General features: G+C 71.9%; 18 protein-coding genes and 1 pseudogene. 7 read left to right on the forward strand and 12 right to left on the reverse strand.

Annotated features, from left to right (window positions below; all coding sequences use genetic code 11):
* Positions 1-154: 154 nt before the first annotated feature.
* The 3 genes from IE212_RS06110 to IE212_RS06120 all read left to right on the forward strand — a co-directional run bounded on the left by IE212_RS06110 (position 155) and on the right by IE212_RS06120 (position 6118).
* Positions 155-1237 carry a S1 family peptidase gene (locus IE212_RS06110; protein ID WP_190196677.1) on the forward strand — a complete coding sequence of 361 codons (1083 nt, stop codon included), beginning with the start codon at positions 155-157 and terminating at the stop codon, positions 1235-1237.
* Between the two features lie 412 nt (positions 1238-1649).
* The gene (locus IE212_RS06115) at positions 1650-5138 is read left to right on the forward strand and encodes a DNA polymerase III subunit alpha (RefSeq protein WP_190196678.1); all 3489 of its coding nucleotides are present in this window, start codon (positions 1650-1652) and stop codon (positions 5136-5138) included.
* Positions 5135-6118 (forward strand): DNA polymerase Y family protein, encoded by a 984-nt coding sequence (locus tag IE212_RS06120; RefSeq protein WP_190196679.1) that lies wholly within the window; start codon positions 5135-5137, stop codon positions 6116-6118. Before IE212_RS06115 ends, IE212_RS06120 begins: the two co-directional genes overlap by 4 nt.
* Positions 6119-6144: 26 nt before the next feature.
* On the opposite strand, the pseudogene IE212_RS34810 reads toward IE212_RS06120, so the two are convergent.
* Positions 6145-6234 (reverse strand): annotated as a pseudogene (locus tag IE212_RS34810) (cupin domain-containing protein); the annotation flags it as partial.
* A 286-nt stretch (positions 6235-6520) separates the two neighbouring features.
* Between IE212_RS34810 and IE212_RS06130 the strand changes: the two are divergent.
* Complete coding sequence (locus IE212_RS06130; RefSeq protein WP_190196680.1) at positions 6521-7381, forward strand: esterase/lipase family protein; 861 nt, start codon at positions 6521-6523, stop codon at positions 7379-7381.
* A gap of 95 nt (positions 7382-7476) precedes the next feature.
* On the opposite strand, the gene IE212_RS06135 is transcribed toward IE212_RS06130, so the two are convergent.
* Together IE212_RS06135 and IE212_RS35390 are read right to left on the reverse strand one after the other, a co-directional pair.
* The gene (locus IE212_RS06135) at positions 7477-8481 is read right to left on the reverse strand and encodes a lytic polysaccharide monooxygenase auxiliary activity family 9 protein (RefSeq protein WP_190196681.1); all 1005 of its coding nucleotides are present in this window, start codon (positions 8479-8481) and stop codon (positions 7477-7479) included.
* Between the two features lie 226 nt (positions 8482-8707).
* On the reverse strand, positions 8708-8842 hold the full coding sequence (locus tag IE212_RS35390) for a hypothetical protein (protein ID WP_268250585.1): 135 nt from the start codon (positions 8840-8842) through the stop codon (positions 8708-8710).
* Positions 8843-8980: 138 nt separating this feature from the next.
* Between IE212_RS35390 and IE212_RS06140 the strand changes: the two genes are divergently transcribed.
* Entirely contained in the window at positions 8981-9652 is a 672-nt protein-coding gene (locus IE212_RS06140; protein ID WP_190196682.1) for a class I SAM-dependent methyltransferase, read from the forward strand.
* Here IE212_RS06140 and IE212_RS06145 read toward each other — a convergent pair.
* Together IE212_RS06145 and IE212_RS06150 are read right to left on the reverse strand one after the other, a co-directional pair.
* A complete protein-coding gene (locus IE212_RS06145; RefSeq protein ID WP_190196683.1) occupies positions 9611-10147 on the reverse strand; it encodes a ribonuclease FAU-1 family protein in 537 nt (178 codons plus the stop codon). The genes IE212_RS06140 and IE212_RS06145 overlap by 42 nt on opposite strands.
* Positions 10128-11054, reverse strand: a complete 927-nt coding sequence (locus tag IE212_RS06150; protein ID WP_190196684.1) for a GNAT family N-acetyltransferase — start codon at positions 11052-11054, stop codon at positions 10128-10130. The genes IE212_RS06145 and IE212_RS06150 overlap by 20 nt, the downstream gene beginning before the upstream one ends.
* A 72-nt stretch (positions 11055-11126) precedes the next feature.
* On the opposite strand from IE212_RS06150, the gene IE212_RS06155 reads away from it, so the two are divergent.
* A complete protein-coding gene (locus IE212_RS06155; protein ID WP_190196685.1) occupies positions 11127-11495 on the forward strand; it encodes a GntR family transcriptional regulator in 369 nt (122 codons plus the stop codon).
* Positions 11496-11503: 8 nt separating this feature from the next.
* Here the strand turns inward: IE212_RS06155 and IE212_RS06160 are convergent, their stop codons facing one another.
* The 6 genes from IE212_RS06160 to IE212_RS06185 all read right to left on the reverse strand — a co-directional run bounded on the left by IE212_RS06160 (position 11504) and on the right by IE212_RS06185 (position 17833).
* Positions 11504-12274 carry a DUF72 domain-containing protein gene (locus IE212_RS06160; RefSeq protein WP_190196686.1) on the reverse strand — a complete coding sequence of 257 codons (771 nt, stop codon included), beginning with the start codon at positions 12272-12274 and terminating at the stop codon, positions 11504-11506.
* A gap of 88 nt (positions 12275-12362) precedes the next feature.
* Positions 12363-13457 carry a DUF5925 domain-containing protein gene (locus tag IE212_RS06165; protein ID WP_190196687.1) on the reverse strand — a complete coding sequence of 365 codons (1095 nt, stop codon included), beginning with the start codon at positions 13455-13457 and terminating at the stop codon, positions 12363-12365.
* Positions 13458-13532: 75 nt separating this feature from the next.
* Positions 13533-14306: a polysaccharide deacetylase family protein gene (locus IE212_RS06170; RefSeq protein ID WP_190196985.1), complete on the reverse strand. Its 774-nt coding sequence runs from the start codon at positions 14304-14306 to the stop codon at positions 13533-13535.
* A 25-nt stretch (positions 14307-14331) separates the two neighbouring features.
* Positions 14332-15330, reverse strand: a complete 999-nt coding sequence (locus IE212_RS06175; RefSeq protein WP_190196688.1) for a glycosyltransferase family 2 protein — start codon at positions 15328-15330, stop codon at positions 14332-14334.
* Positions 15327-16148 (reverse strand): glycosyltransferase family 2 protein, encoded by an 822-nt coding sequence (locus tag IE212_RS06180; RefSeq protein WP_190196689.1) that lies wholly within the window; start codon positions 16146-16148, stop codon positions 15327-15329. Before IE212_RS06180 ends, IE212_RS06175 begins: the two co-directional genes overlap by 4 nt.
* Positions 16149-16627: 479 nt before the next feature.
* Positions 16628-17833: a S8 family peptidase gene (locus tag IE212_RS06185; RefSeq protein ID WP_190196690.1), complete on the reverse strand. Its 1206-nt coding sequence runs from the start codon at positions 17831-17833 to the stop codon at positions 16628-16630.
* A 335-nt stretch (positions 17834-18168) separates the two neighbouring features.
* Between IE212_RS06185 and IE212_RS06190 the strand changes: the two genes are divergently transcribed.
* Positions 18169-18975: an SGNH/GDSL hydrolase family protein gene (locus tag IE212_RS06190; protein WP_190196691.1), complete on the forward strand. Its 807-nt coding sequence runs from the start codon at positions 18169-18171 to the stop codon at positions 18973-18975.
* 3 nt (positions 18976-18978) lie between these two features.
* On the opposite strand, the gene IE212_RS06195 is transcribed toward IE212_RS06190, so the two are convergent.
* Complete coding sequence (locus tag IE212_RS06195) at positions 18979-20628, reverse strand: serine/threonine-protein kinase (RefSeq protein WP_229864094.1); 1650 nt, start codon at positions 20626-20628, stop codon at positions 18979-18981.
* Positions 20629-20645: the final 17 nt, after the last annotated feature.

The raw sequence follows: 20645 nt of genomic DNA on the forward strand, positions 1-20645 counted from the left end.
ATGAGGGGCGGGCGGTCCGTCATCTACGCGCGTCCTGAACTCGGTCTTGTGTGCTCCCCGTTGTCCTCGGAATAGTGGGCGCTCGTCAACGAAGCCTTCCGGTTCGTGAGGTCCCCACAACCTCCCGGGCCGACCCCCCACAGGAGGACACGAGTTGAAGCACCGACGCATACCCAAGCGGCGTGCAGCCGTGGCGGGTGGCGGTATAGCCGCCCTGATCGCCGCGGGATTCACCTTCCAGTCCGCGAACGCGAGCGAGACGCCTGAGGTCTCCGCGCCCAGGACCCTGTCGGTCGCGGCGGCCGGAAAGCTCGCCTCGACGCTGGCTCAGGACCTGGGCGGCGACGCGGCCGGGACGTACTACGACACGAAGAGCAAGAGCCTCGTGGTGAACGTGCTCGACGAGGCCGCCGCCGATGCCGTCGAGAAGGCCGGAGCCAAGGCGAGAGTCGTGGCGAACTCACTCGCCGAACTGAAGAGCGCCCGCGGCACGCTGAAGGCGGACGCGACGATTCCGGGCACCTCCTGGGTGACCGACCCGACGGCGAACAAGGTCGTCGTGACCGCCGACCGTACGGTCTCCAAGGCCGAATGGGCGAAGCTGACGAAGGTCGTCGACGGGCTCGGTGCGAAGGCCGAACTCAAGCGGACGAAGGGGGAGTACAAGCCCTTCATCGCCGGTGGCGACGCCATCACCGGTGGCAGTGGCCGCTGCTCGCTCGGCTTCAACGTGGTCAAGGGCGGCGAGCCGTTCTTCCTGACCGCCGGGCACTGCACCGAGGGCATCTCCACGTGGTCGGACTCCAGCGGCAAGGAGATCGGCACCAACGCGGACTCCCGCTTCCCGGGTGACGACTACGGGCTGGTCAAGTACACCGCCGAGGTGGCTCACCCGAGTGAGGTGAACCTCTACAACGGCTCGACGCAGAAGATCTCGGGCGCGGCCGAGGCGACCGTCGGCATGGAGGTCACGCGGAGCGGGTCGACGACCCAGGTGCACGACGGGAAGGTCACCGGGCTGGACGCCACCGTGAACTACGGCAACGGTGACGTCGTGAACGGTCTGATCCAGACCGATGTGTGCGCGGAGCCCGGTGACAGCGGTGGTGCGCTCTTCTCGGGCAGCAACGCGGTCGGTCTCACGTCCGGCGGTAGCGGTGACTGCACCTCCGGTGGGGAGACGTTCTTCCAGCCGGTGACGGAGGCGCTGTCCGCCACCGGGACCGAGATCGGCTGAGTCGGCCCTCTGGGTTTGCGGCCCCGTCCCTCTCTGCGTGAGGGGCGGGGCCGCTTCGGTGTGCCTGCGGCCGCGCCTGCGGCATGAGGGGGGCGGGGCCGCGCCGGGGGGTGTCCGTCCTCGGAACGGCGCGACGGAGTCGGACACCGACTGACACCCCGTTGACGCGCCAACCGCTGCGGGCGGACACCCCCCGACACGTCCCCTTCTCGCCGTGCGCGGGTGCGGGTCGCCGTGGGTGCCCCTTCTGCGGGTGCGTGGCTCCGTGGGGAGGGGAGACTCGGTGTTTGCGCAGGTGGGGTGGGGTTGAGTGGGTGTCGTACACGCATTCGAAAATTGGTCTATGGTGGGGGTGAGGCAGCTGGGAACAAGCGTTCGATAGCTGGGTTGGTCGCGAGTGCGGGAGGTGCGTGTGCCGGGGTTCACGCATCTGCACACTGTCTCCGGGTTCTCCTTGCGATATGGGGCCTCGCATCCGGAGCGGCTGGCCGAGTGCGCCTCCGGGCGGGGTATGGACGCCTTGGCTCTGACGGATCGCGACACGCTGGCCGGCGCTGTCCGGTTCGCGAAGGCCTGCGCGAAAGTGGGGGTTCGTCCGGTGTTCGGGGCGGATCTGGCGGTGGCGGGGGTGGAGCCCCCGGAGCGCGGGGCACGGCGTCGGGCCCCGGTGCGGGGTGGTGCCTTTGTCGATGAATCGGCCCCTCGTGTGACCTTCCTCGCCCGGGACGGTGGCCGGGGGTGGGGTGAGCTGTGCCGGCTCGTCTCCGCCGCGCACGAGGGGGAGGGGACACCCCTGCTGCCGTGGGAGCGCAATCGTGCCGAGGGGCTGGTCGTGCTGCTCGGGCCCGGCTCGGAGGTGGGGCGCGCCCTGGCCGCCGGACGTCCCGACCGGGCCGAGAGGCTGCTCGTGCCCTGGCGGGAGGTCTATGGCGACGCCCTACGGCTGGAGGCCGTCTGGCACGGCCGGACAGGTACGGGCCCCGGTTCTCTGAGGCTGGCCGCCCGTACCCTCGGGTTCGCCGCCGAGCAGCGGATCCGGCCCGTGCTCAGCAACGCCGTGCGGTACGCCGACCCGGGGCTGGGGCCGGTCGCCGACGTCCTGGACGCCGCCCGTCGGCTGGTGCCCGTCGACCCGTCCGGGGAACTGGACTCCGGTGAGGCCTGGCTCAAGGACGCGGGGGCCATGGCCGGGGTGGCGGAGCGGATCGTGGAGGCCGCGGGGTTCCGGCGAGAGGCCGCTCACCGGCTGGTGGAGCAGACCGAGGCCACGGCCGCCGAGTGCCTCGTCGACCCCGAGGACGACCTGGGGATCGGGACCGTCCACTTCCCCGAGCCGCACCTGGTCGGCGCCGGGGGGCGTACCGCCCAGCGGACGCTGGCCTCACGGGCGGCGGCGGGGATGGTGCTGCGCGGGTACGACCGGCGGCGGGAGTACTGGGAGCGGATGCACCATGAGCTGGACATCATCGCTCACCACGGCTTCGCCTCCTACTTCCTGACCGTTGCCCGCGTGGTCGACGACGTGCGGGAGATGGGGATCCGGGTCGCCGCCCGGGGGTCCGGGGCCGGATCGCTCGTCAACCATCTGCTCGGGATCGCGCACGCCGATCCGATCGAGCACCGGCTGCTGATGGAGCGCTTCCTGTCGAAGGAGCGCGTCGTGCTGCCCGACATCGACATCGACGTGGAGTCCGCGCGCCGGCTGGAGGTCTACCGCGCGATCATCGACCGGTTCGGCACCGAGCGGGTCGCGACGGTCGCGATGCCGGAGACCTACCGCGTCCGGCATGCGATCCGGGACGTGGGGGCCGCCCTGTCCATGGATCCGGCCGAGATCGACCGGGTGGCCAAGTCCTTTCCCCATATCCGCGCGCGGGACGCCCGTGCGGCGCTGGAGGAGCTGCCCGAACTGCGCGCCCTGGCGGGGGAGAAGGAGAAGTACGGCAGGTTGTGGGAGCTGGTCGAGGCTCTGGACGCCCTGCCGCGCGGGGTGGCCATGCACCCGTGCGGGGTGCTGCTGTCCGACGCCTCCCTGCTGGCGCGTACGCCGGTCATGCCGACCAGTGGCGAGGGCCTCCCGATGTCGCAGTTCGACAAGGACGACGTCGAGGACCTCGGGCTGCTGAAGCTGGACGTGCTGGGCGTGCGGATGCAGTCGGCCATGGCGCACGCCGTGGGGGAAGTGGAGCGGGCGACAGGGGCGAGGATCGACCTGGACGGCCTGCCGGCGGGAGACCCGGAGACGTACCGGCTGATCCGGTCCACCGAGACGCTCGGCTGCTTCCAGATCGAGTCGCCGGGCCAGCGGGACCTGGTCGGGCGGCTCCAGCCGGCCGGCTTCCACGATCTCGTCGTCGACATCTCGCTGTTCCGGCCCGGTCCGGTCGCCGCCGACATGGTGCGTCCGTTCATCGAGGCGCGGCACGGGCGGGCGCCGATCCGCTACCCGCACCCGGATCTGGAGGAGCCGCTGCGGGACACCTACGGAGTCGTCGTCTTCCACGAGCAGATCATCGACATCGTCGACATCATGACCGGCTGCGGGCGCGGCGAGGCGGACCGGGTGCGGCGCGGGCTGTCGGACCCGGAGTCGCAGGAGCGGATCAAGGTGTGGTTCGCGCAGCACGCGGCGGCGAACGGATATGACGCGGAAACGATTCAGCGGACCTGGGAGATCGTCGAGGCCTTCGGGTCGTACGGCTTCTGCAAGGCGCACGCGGTCGCCTTCGCGGTGCCGACGTACCAGTCGGCCTGGCTGAAGGCGCATCACCCCGCCGCCTTCTACGCCGGGCTGCTGACGCACGACCCGGGGATGTACCCGAAGCGGCTGCTGCTGGCGGACGCGCGGCGGCGCGGGGTTCCGGTGCTGCCGTTGGACGTGAACAAATCGGGGGTCGCACACCGTATCGAACTGGTGTCCGATCGGTGGGGGTTGCGGCTGGCTCTCTCCGACGTGCACGGCATCAGCGAGGCCGAGGCGGCGCGGATCGCCGAAGGGCAGCCCTACGCCTCGCTGGTCGACTTCTGGGAGCGCGGCCGGCCGAGCCGTCCGCTGGCGCAGCGGCTCGCACAGGTGGGGGCGCTGGACGCGTTCGGCGCCAACCGCCGTGATCTGCAACTGCATCTGACCGAGCTGCACCGGGGCGCGCGGGGCGCGGGTGGTGGGCAGTTGCCCTTGGCCGGAGGGCGTGAGACCGCACCGGCCGGGCTGCCCGACCTCACCTCCTCGGAACGGCTCAGTGCCGAGCTGGGCGTGCTGTCCATGGACGCCTCGCGCAATCTGATGGACGATCACCGGGCGTTCCTCGACGAGCTGGGCGTGGTGTCCGCGCGGCGGCTGCGCGAGGCCCGGCACGGGGAGGCGGTGCTGGTCGCGGGCGCCAAGGCGGCCACCCAGACCCCGCCGATCCGGTCCGGCAAGCGGGTCATCTTCTCCACCCTGGACGACGGCACGGGCCTGGTCGACCTCGCCTTCTTCGACGACTCCCACGACGCCTGCGCCCACACCGTCTTCCACTCCTGGCTGCTGCTGGTACGCGGGGTGGTGCAGCGCCGCGGCCCGCGCAGCCTCAGCGTGGTGGGCTCCGCCGCCTGGAACCTCGCGGAACTGCTGGAGGTGCGCCGGGAGGAAGGCCTGGAGGGCGTCGCGGCCCGGCTGGCCGGCGGCGACGCCGGTGGCGGTTCCGGCGACGACGGTGAGGGAGCGGCGCGCCGGCGGCTCGCCGGCTCGGAGGGGGAGCCCGCACCGGCGGGCTCCGCGGCCCAGGACCCGATGGAGCAGCGGAGGATCCGCATGTCCACCGGGTACGAGATGCACCCCTGGGCCGATCTGCGTCCCGCGGGCGAAGGGCCCGCGGTGGGAAGGAAGTTGTGGCACCAGAGTCCGGGGAGTGCGGGATGACCATCCTCTGCGTACGTTTCCAGCTGCCGCCCGCGCGCGAGGCGGATCTGCCCCGGCTGCTCGGGATGCTGGAGGAGTTCACACCCGTCGTCCAGGCCCTGCCGCCGGACGGGGCCCTGGCCGACCTGCGGGGTGCCGAGCGGTACTTCGGGCGGGACGCCGTCGAGCTGGCCTCGGTGATCCGGGTGCGCTCGCTCGCGCTGTACGGCGTCGACTGCGTGATCGGGGCAGGGCCCGGGCCGATGCTGGCCCGCGTCGCGCTGCACGACGCCGTGCCCGGGGTGACGTGTGCGGTGCCCGAGGAGCCGGAGGCCATCGCGGAGTTCCTCGCCGACCGGCCCGTCGGGGTGCTGCCGGGCATCGGCGCCGCGACCTCCCGCACTCTCACCGACTACGGCCTCGACACCCTCGGCCGGGTCGCCGCCGCGCCGCTGTCCACGCTGCAGCGGCTGGTCGGCGCCAAGGCCGGGCGGGAGCTGCACGAGAAGGCGAACGGCATCGACCGCGGCCGGGTCGTACCCAACGCCGTCTCCAGCTCCCTCGCGACGGAACGCCCCTTCGGGCGCGACGAGCTGGACCCGGACCGGCATCGCCGGGCGCTGCTGTCGGCCGCCGAGGAGATCGGCTCCCGGCTGCGCGCCCTGGACAGGGTCTGCCGCACGCTCACCCTCACCGTGCGGTACGCCGACCGCTCCGCCACGACCCGCAACCGCACACTGAAGGAACCGACCGCGCACTCGCCGGCGCTGACCAGGGCCGCGTACGGCATGTACGAGGCGCTCGGCCTGCAACGCGCCCGGGTCCGCGCGATCGCCCTGCGCGCCGAAGGGCTCCGCCCCGCCGACCAGGCCTCCTGCCAGCTGACCTTCGACCCGGTGGACGAGAGGGTCCGCCGCATCGAGGAGGTCGCGGACCGCGCGCGAGCGAAGTTCGGGCCGCGGGCGGTGATGCCCGGGGGGCTAGCGGGGCGGGCGGCGTAGATCCTCCCGTCTGACGTCAGTTCGCCCACGGCGGCGCGACGGCCGTCGAGGGTGATCAGCAGTTCACTGTCGAGCAGGTGGAAGATTTCCTCCCGGTCGACGGTGTGCGCCGGTGCCGCCGCGGGAGTCGTGCGGGAGTGGGGTGAGCTGCTGGGGGAGGGGGAAATGCGGGTGCTGCTGGAGCAGTTGCTGCGGATCGCGCCTCGGGGGCCGGTGCGGCCCGCCTGGTGAGAGGTCGTCGGGTGGATCGTTCTCGGCGACCGAGGCCGGAAGTTTTTACTGACGCGTAACTTCCCAGTTCGGCTACCCGCCCGTAACTTGACGAGTGAACAGCATCCTCGTGATCCGGATCACAGGGCATCGTGCCGTCGCACCCCCCATGACCCGCAAGGAGATCACCCGATGCTGCCCTGGAAGCGAGTGCTCAGACCCCTGGCCGCGCTGCTGCTGACCGCCGCGGCCGTCGCCGTCCCCGCCACCTCCGCCCAGGCCTCCGGTGCCCCGAGCTCCGGCTGGAACGACTACTCCTGCAAGCCGTCCGCCGCCCACCCCCGCCCCGTCGTCCTCGTCCACGGCACCCTCGGGAACTCCGTCGACAACTGGCTGGGCCTCGCCCCCTATCTGAAGGTCCGCGGCTACTGCGTCTTCTCCCTCGACTACGGCCGGCTCGAGGGCGTCCCGTTCTTCCACGGTCTCGGACCCATCGAGGAGTCGGCCGCAGAGTTGAGGGACTTCGTCGACAAGGTGCTCGCCGCCACCGGGGCCGCCGAGACCGACGTCGTCGGGCACTCGCAGGGCGGCATGATGCCCCGCTGGTACCTGCGGTTCCTCGGCGGGGCCGCCAAAGTGAACGCGCTCGTCGGTATCGCGCCCAGCAACCACGGCACCGACATGAACGGTTTCACCAACCTGCTGCCCTACTTCCCGGGCGCGGCCGACCTGCTGTCGAAGCACACGCCCGCCCTCGCCGACCAGGTCGTCGGCTCCGACTTCCTGAAACGGCTGAACGCGGGCGGCGACACCGTGCCCGGCGTGCGCTACACCGTCATCGCCACCCGGTACGACGAGGTGGTCACGTCGTGGCGCAACCAATACCTGAGCGGGCCGGACGTGCGCAACGTCCTCCTCCAGGACCTGTGTCCCGTCGACCTGTCCGAGCACGTGGCCATCGGGCTGGCCGACCGGATCGCGTTCCACGAGGTGGCCAACGCGCTGGATCCGGGGCGGGCCGTACCGACCACCTGCGCATCGGCTTTCAGCTGACACGTGTCGCTTGCTGACACGTGTCGGGGAAACGTTTCGGGGCCTGTCCGGCCTGAGCCGCCGGACAGGCCCCGGTCATGGGGCGCCAGGTGAGGTCAGCGGCCAGACCGGCCGTCGCCCACCGCCCGGCGCCGGGTCGAGAGGAACAGGGCCGACGCGCCGAGCGCCAGCGCGGCCGCGCCGCCCAGCGCGAGGTACGTGGTGCCGCTGTCGCCGCCCGTCTCGGCGAGGCTGCCGGTGGCGCCGGCCGCCTTGGGCAGGTTGGGGGCGGCACTCGCCGCCTTCGGCTTGTCCGGGGTGGTGTTCTCCCGTGCCACACCCGGCTTTGCCGACGTCTTGGCGTCGTCGTCGCCGTGCCCGTGGTTCTCGACCGTCGACTTGGCGGTGCCGTCCTCGATCTGCTTCCGGGTGGGGGCGGAAGCCTTCGGGGCCGGGGCCTTCGTGCCGCCTCCGGCCGCGGCACCGCCACCGAACGTGACGTCCGAACAGGAGTAGAACGCCTCCGGACTGTCCGACCGCTGCCACACCGCGTACAGCAGGTGCTTGCCGGAACGCTTCGGCAGGCTGCCGGAGAAGGTGTAGAAGCCGCCCGTCGCGGCCGGGTCGGTGGACGTCGCCACCGGCTTCCCCAGGTCCAGGTCCTTCCAGGCGAGCGGTTTGGCCGGGTCGTAACCGGGCTTGGTGATGTACACCTTGAAGGTCCCCTTGTGGGGGGCTGTCACGCGGTACCTGAAGGTGTGCGAGCCGCTGCGCACGGAGGTCGCCGGCCAGTCGGCGCGGGCCAGGTCGAGCCCCTTGAACTCGGCGTTGTTCGCGCTGCAGAGCTTGCCGTCCGGGATGAGCTGCCGGTGCCGCCCGCCCGCGTCCCCGATGCGGATGCCGTTCCAGTCGTAGAGGGCCTGGGTACCGCCCGCCGCGACCGCCGCCCTGCAGGCGGCCGACTTCGGGCTCTCGGGCCCCTCGGCGTAGCACTGCGAGACCCGGCTGACCGGGTCGCCCATCGAACCGTGCGCGGCCGCCGGCGTGGCGGTCAGCGTGGTCAGGGCGAGCGGGAGGGTGCCGAGGGCGGCGACGGAGACTGCCATACGGCGTGCGGGCATGCGAGAACTCCTCGAAGCGGTGCGCGGAACCGGACCGGGCCCGAGTGGGCCGGATCCCGTGGGGTGATCCGAAACTAGCCCCGAGGAACCGCGAAATCGCCTGCTGAGGGCGGGTTGGGGAGATCCTTATGGCCGCGTTAAGGGAGTGCTCAGACCTGCATCAGGTAGGTACCGTGCGCCCGGCACGGAGACGAAGTTCTGACGCGTCTCGTCAGAGGCGCCGCGCTCAGCTGTCCGGCCACCACGTGCGCGCGATGTCCTTGCGGACTTCCGGGCGCCCGGCGGGGCGCTCGTCGGCCTCGTCGCGGATCCGGCGGACGTCCGGCTTCTTCAGGGGCTTCTGCACGGTGACACGGCGCATGGCTGCCTCCTTAAGGGTCTACCGGGTTCCGCGTTCTCACGGAGGTAGACCTTTCGGGGGAGAGTTCCTCATCGCTCCTGGTCTGTCTGTGGTGGCAGTCACGAATCGAGTGTCAGTGGCGGGTGTCACTCTTGGGCCATGACGAACGACAACGAGGGTGTGACCTCGGCGCACATCGGCGCCGGCGTGGACTGGGACGCGCGGGCCGCCGACTTCGACGAGGAGCCGGACCACGGGCTGCGCGATCCCGAGGTGCGCCACGCCTGGGCCGGGCGGCTGCGCGGCTGGCTGTCCGGGTGCGCGGGCGATGTCCTGGATCTCGGCTGCGGCACCGGCAGTCTGTCGCTTCTCGTGTCCGAGCAGGGACACCACGTGACGGGGGTGGACCTCTCACCGGCGATGGTGAGACTCGCCCGTCAGAAGCTGGCCGGGCGTGACGCGGTGTTCCTGGTCGGTGACGCGGCGGCGCCGCCCGTCGGCGAGCGGCGTTTCGACGCCGTGCTCGTCCGTCACGTCCTGTGGGCCCTGCCCGACCCCGGACACGCGCTGCGGAACTGGGCCGCGCTGCTGCGGCCGGGAGGGCGGCTGGTGCTGGTGGAGGGCGTCTGGGGGACGGTCGACCCGGTCGGCATCGCGCCGGAGCGGCTCACCGGCCTGCTCGCCCCTGTCGCGGCTCGGGTGCGTGTGGAGCGGCTCTCGGACGACCCGCGGCTGTGGGGCAAGGAGGTGACCGACGAGCGGTACGCGGTGGTCGCGATGACCGGGGCCTCAGGCGAGCAGAGCGGCGACGCCGCCGCCGCGGGCCAGTGACTCCAGTTCGTCGAGCGCGGACAGTGCGGCGGTCGCGGCCTCCGGATCGGTCCGGGCGAGGCCGCTCTCGGCGAACTCGTCCTCGTCCAGGCGGCGTACGTCCCTGCCGTCCGCGGAGCGCCACAGGTCCAGATCGAGGTCCTCGACGACCAGCTCCCGGCCCATGGGAGTCGCCCCGGGCGAGCGGGTTCGAGCGTGGGAGAGGACGGCGGGGCGGGTGATGTCGCAGTACCAGCCCTTCAGCACGCCCGTGGCGGAGCGGACCTCCTTGACGGCGTACCAGCGGTCCCGCCAGTAGTACTCCGTGAAGACGTCTCCCGGCTCGAAGCGGACGAAGCCGAAGTCGCGGACGCCGGAGCCGGCCCACGGGGCGCGGACCGTGATGCGGGTGCCGTCGTCCGCCAGGAGCTCTCCGGTGTAGCGGATCTTCGTACGGCCCGCCTTGACGAGCGCGACCTCCAGCCGTGCGGGCGGGTCAGCCGAGTTCGCGGACATAGTGCACTTCCTTGGCGCAGATCTCGTAGCCGAACCACTTGTTGATGGCGATCATCGGTTCGTTGCCGGTGTCATTGCCGGTGAACGCCTCCGTGTACCCCGCCGCGCGGGCCCGGTGGAGGGAGTCGTTCTTGGCGAGTTTGGCCAGGCCCCGGCCGCGGAAGGCGCGGGCGGTGCCGGTCATGGCGGTGCCGTAGCGGGTGCCGTCGGTGTGCGCCACGCTGAAGGCGGCGGGCCGGCCGTCGACCACCGCGACCGTGGTCAGGTCGCGGTCGAGGAGCGGGTGCTCCCAGGTCTCCTCGAGCCAGGCCCCGTAGTCCGTGAACTCCACCGCGATGTCGCCGGGTTCGTCGGCCGACGTCATCGCGTCCAGTTCGAACACCGGGCGAGGGTCGTCCGCGTAGTCGGCGGCCGTGCGCAGTTCGACGCCCGGCGGCGGATCCTGGCGGGGCGGAAGCGTGCCGGCCGCCAGGTCCAGGCGCAGGAAGTAGGCGGAACGGCTGGCCTTGAAGCCCTTCCGCTCGGCGAAGGCCCGGTTGTCCGGCTCGTCCAGCACCCACGCGAACAGTTTCCTGACGCCCAGCGCGGACAGCCGCTCCTCGGCGGTGCGCAGCAGGAGCGAACCGGCGCCGCGGTGCCTGCGGTCGGGGCGTACGTAGACGTTGGCGGAGCCCTGGCCGGGTTCCGGGCTGCTGTGGGCGACGCTGACCTGGGCCGTGCCGATGATCTCGCCGTCCTCCTCGGCCACGAGCTGCTGGAAGTGGGCGTCCGGGTGGGCGTGCGTCAGGGTGTGCACCACGGACTCGGGGGTGGACAGCATGAAGGGAAGAGCCAGGCGGCGGGTGTGGGAGAACCCCTCGGGGTCGCCTCGGACATCGGGTCGCAGGTCGCGCACGATCACGGTCATGGAGGCGCACGCTACGCGGACGTGTGCCCGGGGTGCCTCCCATTTTCCCCGGACTGCGCGACAATCGGGCCCGTGACCTTGAAGATCGACATCGACGACAGTGCTCCGCCGTACGAGCAGGTGCGGGCGCGCATCTCCGAGCAGGCCCGGTCGGGGCAGCTGCCGGTGGGATACCGGCTGCCGACCGTCCGGGGGCTGGCCGAGTCGCTGGGGCTCGCCGCGAACACCGTCGCCAAGGCGTACCGGGCGCTGGAGGCGGACGGGGTGATCGAGACGCGGGGGCGTCACGGCACGTTCGTGGCCGCCGCCGGCTCGGCGGCCGACCGCGAACTGGCGGTTGCCGCGCAGGCGTACGTGGAGAGGGCCCGGCGGCTGGGTCTCACCGAGGACGACGCGCTGGCCGCGGTACGGGATGCCCTGCGGGCGGCTTACGGGGAGTAGGGGGAGGCTCAGGCCCGCGCCAGGTGTTCCGGCGTGCGGGTGAGCTCCAGGCCCGCCGACCTCCCCACCCTCGCGAACGTCATGGCGTCCGCCACCGCCGCACCGCCCGGGTCGTTGTTGAAGTACGCGTAGACGTCCTCGCCGCGGGGCCACGTCGTGGCGATGCGGTCGAGCCAGGTCGTGAGGGACCGGCGGCCGTAGCGCGGCCAGGGCCGGGCGCGGCCCTGGTGGAAGCGGACGTAACCCCAGTCGGTGGTGCGCCACAGCGGTGTCGCGGGGCGGGCCAGTACGTCGGCCCAGCACAGGGCCGCTCGCCGGGACTCCAGGACCGCCCGGACCTCCGGCGTCCACCACGAGTCATGGCGCGGTTCGACCGCCACCCGGGTCGAGGCGGGGAAGCAGGCCAGGCAGGCGTCCAGGAGTCCCGGATCGGCGCGCAGATTGGGCGGGAGCTGGAGCAGGACCGGGCCGAGGCGGTCGCCGAGGCCCGCCGCGTGGCTCATCAGGCGGTGTACCGGCTCCTCGGGGTCCTTGAGCCGCTTGATGTGGGTCAGATAGCGGCTCGCCTTGACCGCGACGACGAAGTCCGCCGGCACCCGGCCGCGCCAGTCCTCGAACGTCTCCCGCGCCGGCAGCCGGTAGAAGGCGTTGTTGATCTCGACGGTGGCGAAATGCCCCGCGTACTCCTCCAGCCAGAGCCGCACCGGCAGCCCGGTCGGGTAAAGGACGTCCCGCCAGTCCTTGTACTGCCATCCGGATGTGCCGACGAACAGGGTCATAAGCCCATCAAAGCACCGGTGGCCGGCGAGAACCCAGTGCCGGGGCGAACGTTGCCTGCCGCGTCACCGACCTGTCCGGTCAGCACACCTAGAGATAGAGGCCCGCGTCGGCGCCCCCGCGCGGCTCCGGCAGGGCCGTCGGGGAGGTGCCCCGGCGCAGCGCGTAAAGCTCCGCCAGTGTCGCGCCCTCGCGGCCGATGCCGTCCTCCCGGCCCAGCCAGCCCACCGCCTCCATGCGGGTCAGCGGGCCCACTTCGATCCGGGCGAGGCAGCGGCCGGGGCGGACCACGGCCGGGTGCAGCCGCTCCAGGTCCTCGTTGGTCGTGACACCCACCAGGACGTTACGACCCTGGCCGAGCAGTCCGTCCGTCAGGTTCAGCAACCTCGACAGCGCCTGGCCCGCCGTGTGCTTGGCCTCCCCGCGGATCAGCTCGTCGCAGTCCTCCAGGAGCAGCAGCCGCCAGCGGCCCTTGCCCGCCGCGTCCTCCTCGCCGATCGCGATGTCCATCAGGTAGCCGACGTCGCTGAACAGCCGCTCGGGGTCGAGGACGCAGTCCACCTGGCACCAGTCCCGCCAGGAACGGGCCAGGGTGCGCAGCGCGGACGTCTTGCCGGTGCCCGGCGGACCGTGCAGGAGCAGGAGACGGCCCGAGATGTCCTCGGGGGTCGTCTTCATCAGGCGGTCCATCGCATCGGCCACCGGCGCGGTGTAGTTGGGCCGCACCTCGTCCCAGGTGCCCGCAGCGATCTGGCGGGTCGTCCGATGCGGGCCGCGGCGCGGGGAGACGTACCAGAAGCCCATCGTGACGTTCTCCGGCTGCGGCTCGGGTTCGTCCGCCGCGCCGTCCGTGGCCTGGTCGAGGACGTTCTTCGCCAGTTCCGCGCTGGTCGCCGTCACCGTGACGTCGGCGCCCCGGTTCCAGCGGGAGACCAGCAGCGTCCACCCGTCGCCCTCGGCCAGCGTCGCGCTGCGGTCGTCGTCCCGGGCGACACGCAGCACGCGGGCGCCGGACGGCACGAGCGTCGCCCCGGACCGTACGCGGTCGATGTTCGCCGCGTGGGAGTACGGCTGCTCGCCCGTCGCGAAGCGGCCGAGGAACAGCGCGTCGACGACATCGGACGGGGAGTCTGAGTCGTCGACGTTGAGCCGGATCGGCAGCGCCTCGTGCGGGTTACCAGACATAGCCGCCATGATCCGGCACGGTGGCGCCGCGCGCACCCGGTTTCCCGGTGCGCGCGGCGTGTCCCCGAGTCCGGGTCAGGTCCCGGAGCGGTGCACCAGCCGGCGCGCCTGCCGTGTCCTGCGGACCAGGGCGTATCCCTTGGTCAGGACACGGTCCACGGCGAACGTACGGGCGATCGCCCGGCCCTGCACCACCCGCTCGAACTCCGCGATGTCCGTACCGCGGCGCACCGTCACGCGCCGCAGCGCGTACGGTCCCTGCGCGCGGCGCGCGAGGCCGTTGCCGACGGCGAGCGCCTGGGCGTACCCCGCCTCGCGCACCGCACTGCGGACCCGGCGGCTGGAGTAGCCGTAGGGGTAGGCGAACGAGGCCGGTACGGCACCCAGCTGGTCCGCGAGGATCTCCTTGCAGTGGATCAGCTCGAACCGAAGGGTGGCGTCGCAGACCTGGTCGAGCTGCGGGTGGCTGTGGCTGTGCCCGCCGATCTCCACACCCGCCGCCGCGAGCTCGCGGACCTGGTCCCAGTCCAGCATGGTGTCCAGGCCGCCGCCGGTGTCGTACGGCCCCTGGATCCACCCGGTCGAGACGAACAGGGTGGCCGGGAAGCCGTGCTTGGCGAGGGCGGGCAGGGCGTGCCGGTGCACGCCCTCATAGCCGTCGTCGAAGGTGATGAGGACCGGCCGCACGGGCAGCGGGCGGCCGGAACGCCAGCACGCGGCGAGCCGGGCCGTGGTGACGGGGTTCAGGCCCAGCTCGGCGAGCACCGCCATCTGCTCGGCGAACGCCTCCGGGGTCACCGACAGGGCACGGGTCGCCTCGTTCGGATCGGTCGCCACCGCGTGGTACATGAGGATCGGAACGCGTACGTCGACGTCACTCACGGGCCGCCACCTCCACCCCGGGCACCCGGAAGGAGGCGCCGCCCCGGCGCGCCCGGACGCTGCCCACGACGTAGCCCCCCGCCGCCGTCAGGACGCCGGCCACGATCGCGCCCGCACGTCCCGCGCCGCCCGGCCGGGCCAGCAGGGCGTCCCGCAGGCCCCGCGCCACCCCGGCGGGCAGGACCCGGGTCGCGTACCGGCGCTCCGACTCGAGTCCCTTGCCGGCCCCGACACTCCGGGCCACCAGGGCCTTGGACAGGCCCTCGGCGTAGGCGCGGGTGCGGAAGTAGCGGAAGTGCTCGCGGGCCTCGGGCACCCGGTGGTGGATCACCGCCCGGTCGTCGATCAGCAGCACCGCGTCGGGCCGGGCGCGGCTGAGGCGGATGCACAGCTCGGTCTCCTCGCAGCCCAGCGGGCGTTTGTCGCCGTCCCTGCCGATGCCGGTGGCGAAGCCGCCCGCCGCGTCGAAGGCGCTGCGGCGGAACGAGGCGTTGCCGCCGAGCACGTTGCGCACCCGGACCCGGCCGCGCGGCAGGCCCCGGTAGGTGCAGCCCACCACCCAGTCGAACTCCTCCGGGAACCAGCCGGGCCGCCGCCCGGACGCCCAGACCGGCTCCGTACGCCCGCCGACCGCCATGACACGCGGGTCGTCGTACGCCTCGGCGAAGTGCCGCAGCCAGTCGCGCTCGGCCACGGCGTCGTCGTCGAGGAAGGCGACGACCTCGCCCCGGGCGGCGGCGATCCCGGTGTTGCGGCCGGCGGACAGGCCGCGGGGGCCCGCGTTGGCGAGCACCCGCACCACGCCGCCCCCGGACGGCTCCTTGTACTCCTTGGCCAGCCGCTCCCGGAGCGTGTCGTTGTGGTCGACGACCAGCAGTGTCTCCAGGGCCGGCCGCGACTGCGCCCGCACCGAGGAGACCGCCGCGAGGATGTCCTCCCAGCGGTCCTCGGTGTACGCGCAGATCACGACGGAGATGCCGGGACCGCTCAAGACACCTCTCCCCGCATCGCGTCCACCATCGGCGACTGGGGCGAACGGCGGCGCAGCGCACGGCGGTTGGAGCGCTCCTGGAGGATCACCCGGAGCACGCGCAGCCCGTCGCGCACGGCCCGCAGATTGCTGGTGCCGTGGATGCGCAGGTACTCGTGGCTCGGGATCTCCTGCACCTTGAGCCCGGCCTTGACCACCCGGATGTTCATCAGCGTCTCGACCTCGAAGCCGGTGCAGTCGAGGTCGATCTTGTCGAGGCAGTGCCGCCAGAACGCGTTGTACCCGTAGCACAGGTCGGTGTAGCGGGCGCCGAACTTGCGGTTGACGGCCGTGCACAGTGCCCAGTTGCCGAGCTTGCGGATGAAGGTCATGTCGTCGGTGCCGCCGCCGTTGGCGAAGCGGGAGCCCTTGGCGAAGTCCGCGCCGGAGACCAGGGCGGAGACGTACGACAGGATCTCGTTGCCGTCGGCCGAGCCGTCCGCGTCGACCATCACGATGATGTCGCCGGTGCAGGCCTGGAACCCGGTGATCAGGGCGTCGCCCTTGCCCTTGCCGCGCTGCTCGACGACCTTGACGCCCGGCCACAGCTCGCGGGCCACCTGGACGGTGTCGTCGGTGGAGTTGCCGTCGACCAGGACCACTTCGTGAATCCAGTCGGGCAGGGTCTTGAAGACGTACGGCAGGTTCTCCGCCTCGTTCATGGCCGGTATCACCACGCTCACCGGTGGCGCTATGGCCAGGTGAGAGGAGACGGGCCGGTACGTGGCGGCGGCCGGCGGATGCTGGTCCGCCGCGGCCGGCTGCAGAACGGAACTCATGAGTCGGTCCCTCTCGTCCGGTGGACCGCCCCCCCCTGGGCAGTCCGGATCCACTCCGGTTCGAAAGGGGGGTTCTCACCCGTGGCACGCCGAGATGGAGCCTCGGGCACGCCGGGCGAGCTGGCAAAGCTGGCCGGCCGCGAAAACGGCAGCCGACCGCGCGGCACGGCCCGGCCACCGACGTGGTCACCGAGCACGGCACCCCCCTACCGCGCCCCGCGCCGGTTCGTCGCGGTCCTTGAGCCCTCCCCTGGAGCCGCGTACTGACGGACCGATGCGGGTGAGATGTATGATGGTATTGACGATTGAACCAGAATGGCAAGACCTGGAACGGCATCTCACGTTTTTGTTGGTTTGGTCGTCGCTCCATGCGATTTCTGGGGTGCAAGTTGGAAGATTCGGTCATGCAAAAGAGCCGTTCCCCGAAGGCGGATGGAGCCTTCGGGGAACGGTTGTTCAAGTGCTGGAATCCCTGTCGCCTACTGGACGAGCTTCAGCAGCCGGTTCGGCGAGCCCGAACCCGCGCTGGTGACCTTGCCGGTGGTGGCGCCGTTCACCAGGGCCGAGGCGACCTGGGCCGGGGTGGAGGAGGTGTGGCCCGACAGGTAGACCGCCGCCGCCCCCGCTACGTGCGGGGTCGCCATCGAGGTGCCGGAGATGGTGTTGGTCGCGGTGTCGCTGGTGTGCCAGCCGGCCGTGATGGACGAGCCGGGTGCGAAGATGTCCAGGACCGAGCCGTAGTTGGAGTAGCTCGCCTTGGCGTCGGTGCTGGTGGTGGCGCCGACCGTGATGGCCTCGGCGACGCGGGCCGGGGAGGACGAGGAGGCGGTGGTGCTGCTGTTGCCCGCGGCGACCGCGTACGTGACGCCGGCGGCTATGGAGTTGCGGACCGCCGTGTCCAGCGAGGCCGAGGCTCCGCCGCCGAGTGACATGTTGGCGACCGAGGGCCCGGAGTGGTTCCGCGTCACCCAGTCGATGCCCGCGATCACGCCGGCCGTGGTGCCGGAGCCGCTGTTGTTCAGCACCCGGACACCCACGATCTTCGCCTTCTTGGCGACGCCGTAGGTCGAGCCCGCGATGGTGGTGGCCACGTGGGTGCCGTGGCCGTTGCCGTCGGAGGCGTCGTTGTCGCCGTCGACGGCGTCGTAGCCGTGCGCGGCGCGGCCGCTGATCTGCTGGTGGGTGATGCGTACACCGGTGTCGATGACGTAGACCGTCACACCGCTGCCGGCGCTGTCCGGGTAGGTGTAGGTGCCGGAGAGCGGGAGCGAGGTCTGGTCGATGCGGTCCAGGCCCCACGGGGCGCTGGTCTGGGTCGCCGCCAGCCGGACGCGCTGGTTCTGCTCGACGGAGGCGACCGCCGGGTCGGCGGCGAGCCGCCTGGCCTCGGTGGCGGAGAGGGTGGCGGAGTAGCCGTTCAGTGCCTTGCCGAACGTCCTGTCGACCGTGCCGCCGTACTCCTTGACGAGGCCCTTGCCCGCGGCCGAGGACGCCTTCAGGGCCGCGCTCTTCTTGAGCGTGACGATGTAGCTGTCCTTGATCGCGGTCGGTGAGTCCGCGGCGAGCACCCGGCCCTCGGCGGGGGCCGCCTGGGCGGGAAGGGCGGTGAGTCCGCCCACGAGGGCGGCGGTCGCCGTCAGGGTGATCGCGGCGAACCCGAGTCTCTTGCTACGCAGTTGTGCCATTACGAGGGAGTCCTCCTCTAGGCGGCGCGCGCCTGGGTGGGGCGCGCGTCATGTGGGGGCGTGCGCGTGCTCGCGCACACGACCGGGAGCGTCGCGTTCCGCTCCCGGCCGGAGTAAAGCGTCGACCATCTACTGGGGTAGAACAAGGGAGTTGAGCACTAGTCAACAAATCTGTCATGGGCACGTAACAAGAGGTGGCCGTCGGGTGACGGGGCGTGGACGAAGCGCGCCGCGAGTGCCCCGGAAAAGCCCCGAAAAGCTTGGCATGGACACTTCCGGTCAACACGCGTAGCTGCTACGACGGTTGGGGCAGAGATCCTGCTAAGGGAGGTTCCATGAGACGTTCCCGATTTGTCGTCTTCGTGAGCTCGCTCCTTCTCGCCGCCGGCACCGCCCTCACCGGGGCCGCCACGGCGCAGGCGTCCTCACTCGCCGCAACTGGCGGTTATGTGGCGCTGGGTGACTCCTACTCCTCCGGAGTCGGCGCCGGCAGCTACATCAGCTCGAGCGGCGACTGCAAGCGCAGCACGAAGGCCTACCCCTACCTCTGGGCCGCGGCCCACTCACCCTCCACGTTCCACTTCACGGCCTGCTCGGGCGCCCGAACCGGTGATGTTCTGTCCGGTCAGCTCGGCCCGCTCAGCAGTGCCACCACCCTCGTCTCCGTCAGCGTCGGCGGCAACGACGCGGGATTCGCCGACGTCATGACGACCTGTGTGACCCAGTCCGACAGCGCCTGCGTCTCCCGTATCGACACCGCCCGGGCGTACGTCGACTCCACGCTGCCCGGCAAGCTCGACAGCGTGTACTCGGCGATCCGCTCCAAGGCGCCGGCCGCCCGTGTCGTCGTCCTGGGTTACCCCCGCTTCTACAAACTCGGCACCACGTGTGCCGGTCTGTCCGAGACCAAGCGCAAGGCCATCAACGACGCCTCCGACCACCTCAACACGGCCATCGCCAAGCGAGCCGCGAACCACGGCTTCGTCTTCGGCGACGTACGCACCACCTTCACCGGCCACGAACTCTGCTCCGGCGACGCCTGGCTGCACAGCCTGAACCTGCTCAACATCGGCGACTCGTACCACCCGAAGGCCCCCGGGCAGTCCGGCGGTTATCTGCCGGTGCTCAACGCCAACGACTGACCCTCAGCCGGAGTCCGGTCCCGAACCCGCGCCCGAACCCGCGCCCGAATCCGCGCCCGAATCCGTGTCAGAAGGAGAAGGGGAGGCCCCGTCCGTCGGGGTCTCCGTCTCGCACGTCAGGGAGAACGGCACCGCTTCGGACGTCGTGCGCACCGGCTCCCGCACCTCGACACTGATCTCGTTCTCGATCGTCCCCGACTCCTCGTTGGTCGTCACCGTCACCGCGTCCTGCTTCGTCCGGTCGCCGCCTTCCGGGAACGACAGCGTCTTCCAGCCCCCGTCGAGCACGGAGCCGTCCTGTGTCACCCAGCGGTAGCGCACCTCCGCCGGCAGGCTCCCCACGGTGATCGTCGCAGTGAACCTCGGTGCCTGATCGCGCGGCGGCGGACACGGGCCCGAGTAGTCCGTGCGCGTGCCGTCCAGGCCGACCCGCACCGACTGCGGTGGCGGGCTGCTCCTCTCGCTCTCGCTCCGGCTGGGCGTCGGCGAAGGGCTGGACTTGCCACTCCCGGTGTTCCGCGAAGGCGCCTTGGTCTCGGTGGGCGTACCCGCCCCGGCACCCCGGTCGCCGGAGCCGTCGCCGTCCCCGTTGTTCAGCAGCGCGTACGTCAACCCGCCCACCGCGAGGGCCAGTGCGGCCACACCCGCGACCAGCACCCGGCCGGCCCGGCGGTCAGGCCCTTGCCGGGTGGCCGTCGTCGTCCCGCCCGAGCCGGAGCCCGCCGGCGGGCCAGGGAACGGCATCGGGGGCGTGGGAGCGGGCTCGGGGTGGCCCGCGACCGTCGGCGGGTACGGGACCGCCCGTACGGTGTCCGCGCTCGGCGATCCGCCGGCACCGACGACCCGCAGGTCCTGCTCGGCCCGTTCGGCCGGGAGCCGCTCCGCCGGATCCTTGCGCAGCAGCCCCTCGATGACGGGGGCGAGCGGACCGGCCCGGCGCGGCGGCGGCAGCTCCTCGTCGACGATGGCGCGCAGCGTGCTCAGCGGGGTGTCCCGGCGGAACGGGGAGTGGCCCTCCACCGCCGCGTACAGCAGCACGCCGAGCGACCACAGGTCGGACTCCGGGCCGGGCGTGCGGCCGAGCGCCCGCTCCGGGGCCAGGAACTCGGGCGATCCGATGACCTCCCCGGTCATGGTCAGCGCGGAGCTGCCCTCGACCATGGCGATCCCGAAGTCGGTGAGCACGATCCGGCCGTCGTTCGCGATCAGCACGTTGGCCGGCTTCACGTCCCGGTGCAGCACCCCGGCCTCGTGCGCGGCCCGCAGCGCGGCCAGCACCTCCGCGCCGATGTGCGCGGCACGCTGCGGCGGTACGGGGCCCTCGGCTTCCAGCACCTCGGCCAGGGAGAGCCCGCGGACCAGCTCCATGACGATCCACGGCCGTCCGCCGTCCGCCGCCACGTCGTACACCGTCACCACGTTCCGGTTGGCGACCCGGGCCGCCGCCCACGCCTCGCGCTCCAGCCGGGCGTACATCCGCTGCACGTCGTCGGCCCCCAGGCCCGCCGGGGCGCGCACCTCCTTGACGGCGACCTCGCGGTGCAGCACCTCGTCGCGGGCGCGCCACACCGTCCCCATGCCGCCCTCGCCGAGCGGCGCGAGAAGCCGGTAGCGACCCGCGATCACACGATCACGGCCCGGTTCTTCGGACACGGAGCCCCCATTCGCAG

This window comes from Streptomyces djakartensis (assembly GCF_014651075.1).
Lineage (GTDB): Bacteria > Actinomycetota > Actinomycetes > Streptomycetales > Streptomycetaceae > Streptomyces > Streptomyces djakartensis.

What these genes read in the sequence shown, in the direction of transcription:
- IE212_RS06140 (WP_190196682.1), top strand. Translation starts at nt 8,981, where the DNA reads ATGACGAACGACAACGAGGGTGTGACCTCGGCGCACATCGGCGCCGGC.
- IE212_RS06135 (WP_190196681.1), bottom strand. Translation starts at nt 8,481, where the DNA reads ATGCCCGCACGCCGTATGGCAGTCTCCGTCGCCGCCCTCGGCACCCTC.
- IE212_RS06145 (WP_190196683.1), bottom strand. Translation starts at nt 10,147, where the DNA reads ATGTCCGCGAACTCGGCTGACCCGCCCGCACGGCTGGAGGTCGCGCTC.
- IE212_RS06160 (WP_190196686.1), bottom strand. Translation starts at nt 12,274, where the DNA reads ATGACCCTGTTCGTCGGCACATCCGGATGGCAGTACAAGGACTGGCGG.
- IE212_RS35390 (WP_268250585.1), bottom strand. Translation starts at nt 8,842, where the DNA reads ATGCGCCGTGTCACCGTGCAGAAGCCCCTGAAGAAGCCGGACGTCCGC.
- IE212_RS06180 (WP_190196689.1), bottom strand. Translation starts at nt 16,148, where the DNA reads ATGAGTTCCGTTCTGCAGCCGGCCGCGGCGGACCAGCATCCGCCGGCC.
- IE212_RS06120 (WP_190196679.1), top strand. Translation starts at nt 5,135, where the DNA reads ATGACCATCCTCTGCGTACGTTTCCAGCTGCCGCCCGCGCGCGAGGCG.
- IE212_RS06130 (WP_190196680.1), top strand. Translation starts at nt 6,521, where the DNA reads ATGCTGCCCTGGAAGCGAGTGCTCAGACCCCTGGCCGCGCTGCTGCTG.
- IE212_RS06190 (WP_190196691.1), top strand. Translation starts at nt 18,169, where the DNA reads ATGAGACGTTCCCGATTTGTCGTCTTCGTGAGCTCGCTCCTTCTCGCC.
- IE212_RS06150 (WP_190196684.1), bottom strand. Translation starts at nt 11,054, where the DNA reads ATGACCGTGATCGTGCGCGACCTGCGACCCGATGTCCGAGGCGACCCC.
- IE212_RS06165 (WP_190196687.1), bottom strand. Translation starts at nt 13,457, where the DNA reads ATGTCTGGTAACCCGCACGAGGCGCTGCCGATCCGGCTCAACGTCGAC.
- IE212_RS06185 (WP_190196690.1), bottom strand. Translation starts at nt 17,833, where the DNA reads ATGGCACAACTGCGTAGCAAGAGACTCGGGTTCGCCGCGATCACCCTG.
- IE212_RS06170 (WP_190196985.1), bottom strand. Translation starts at nt 14,306, where the DNA reads ATGTACCACGCGGTGGCGACCGATCCGAACGAGGCGACCCGTGCCCTG.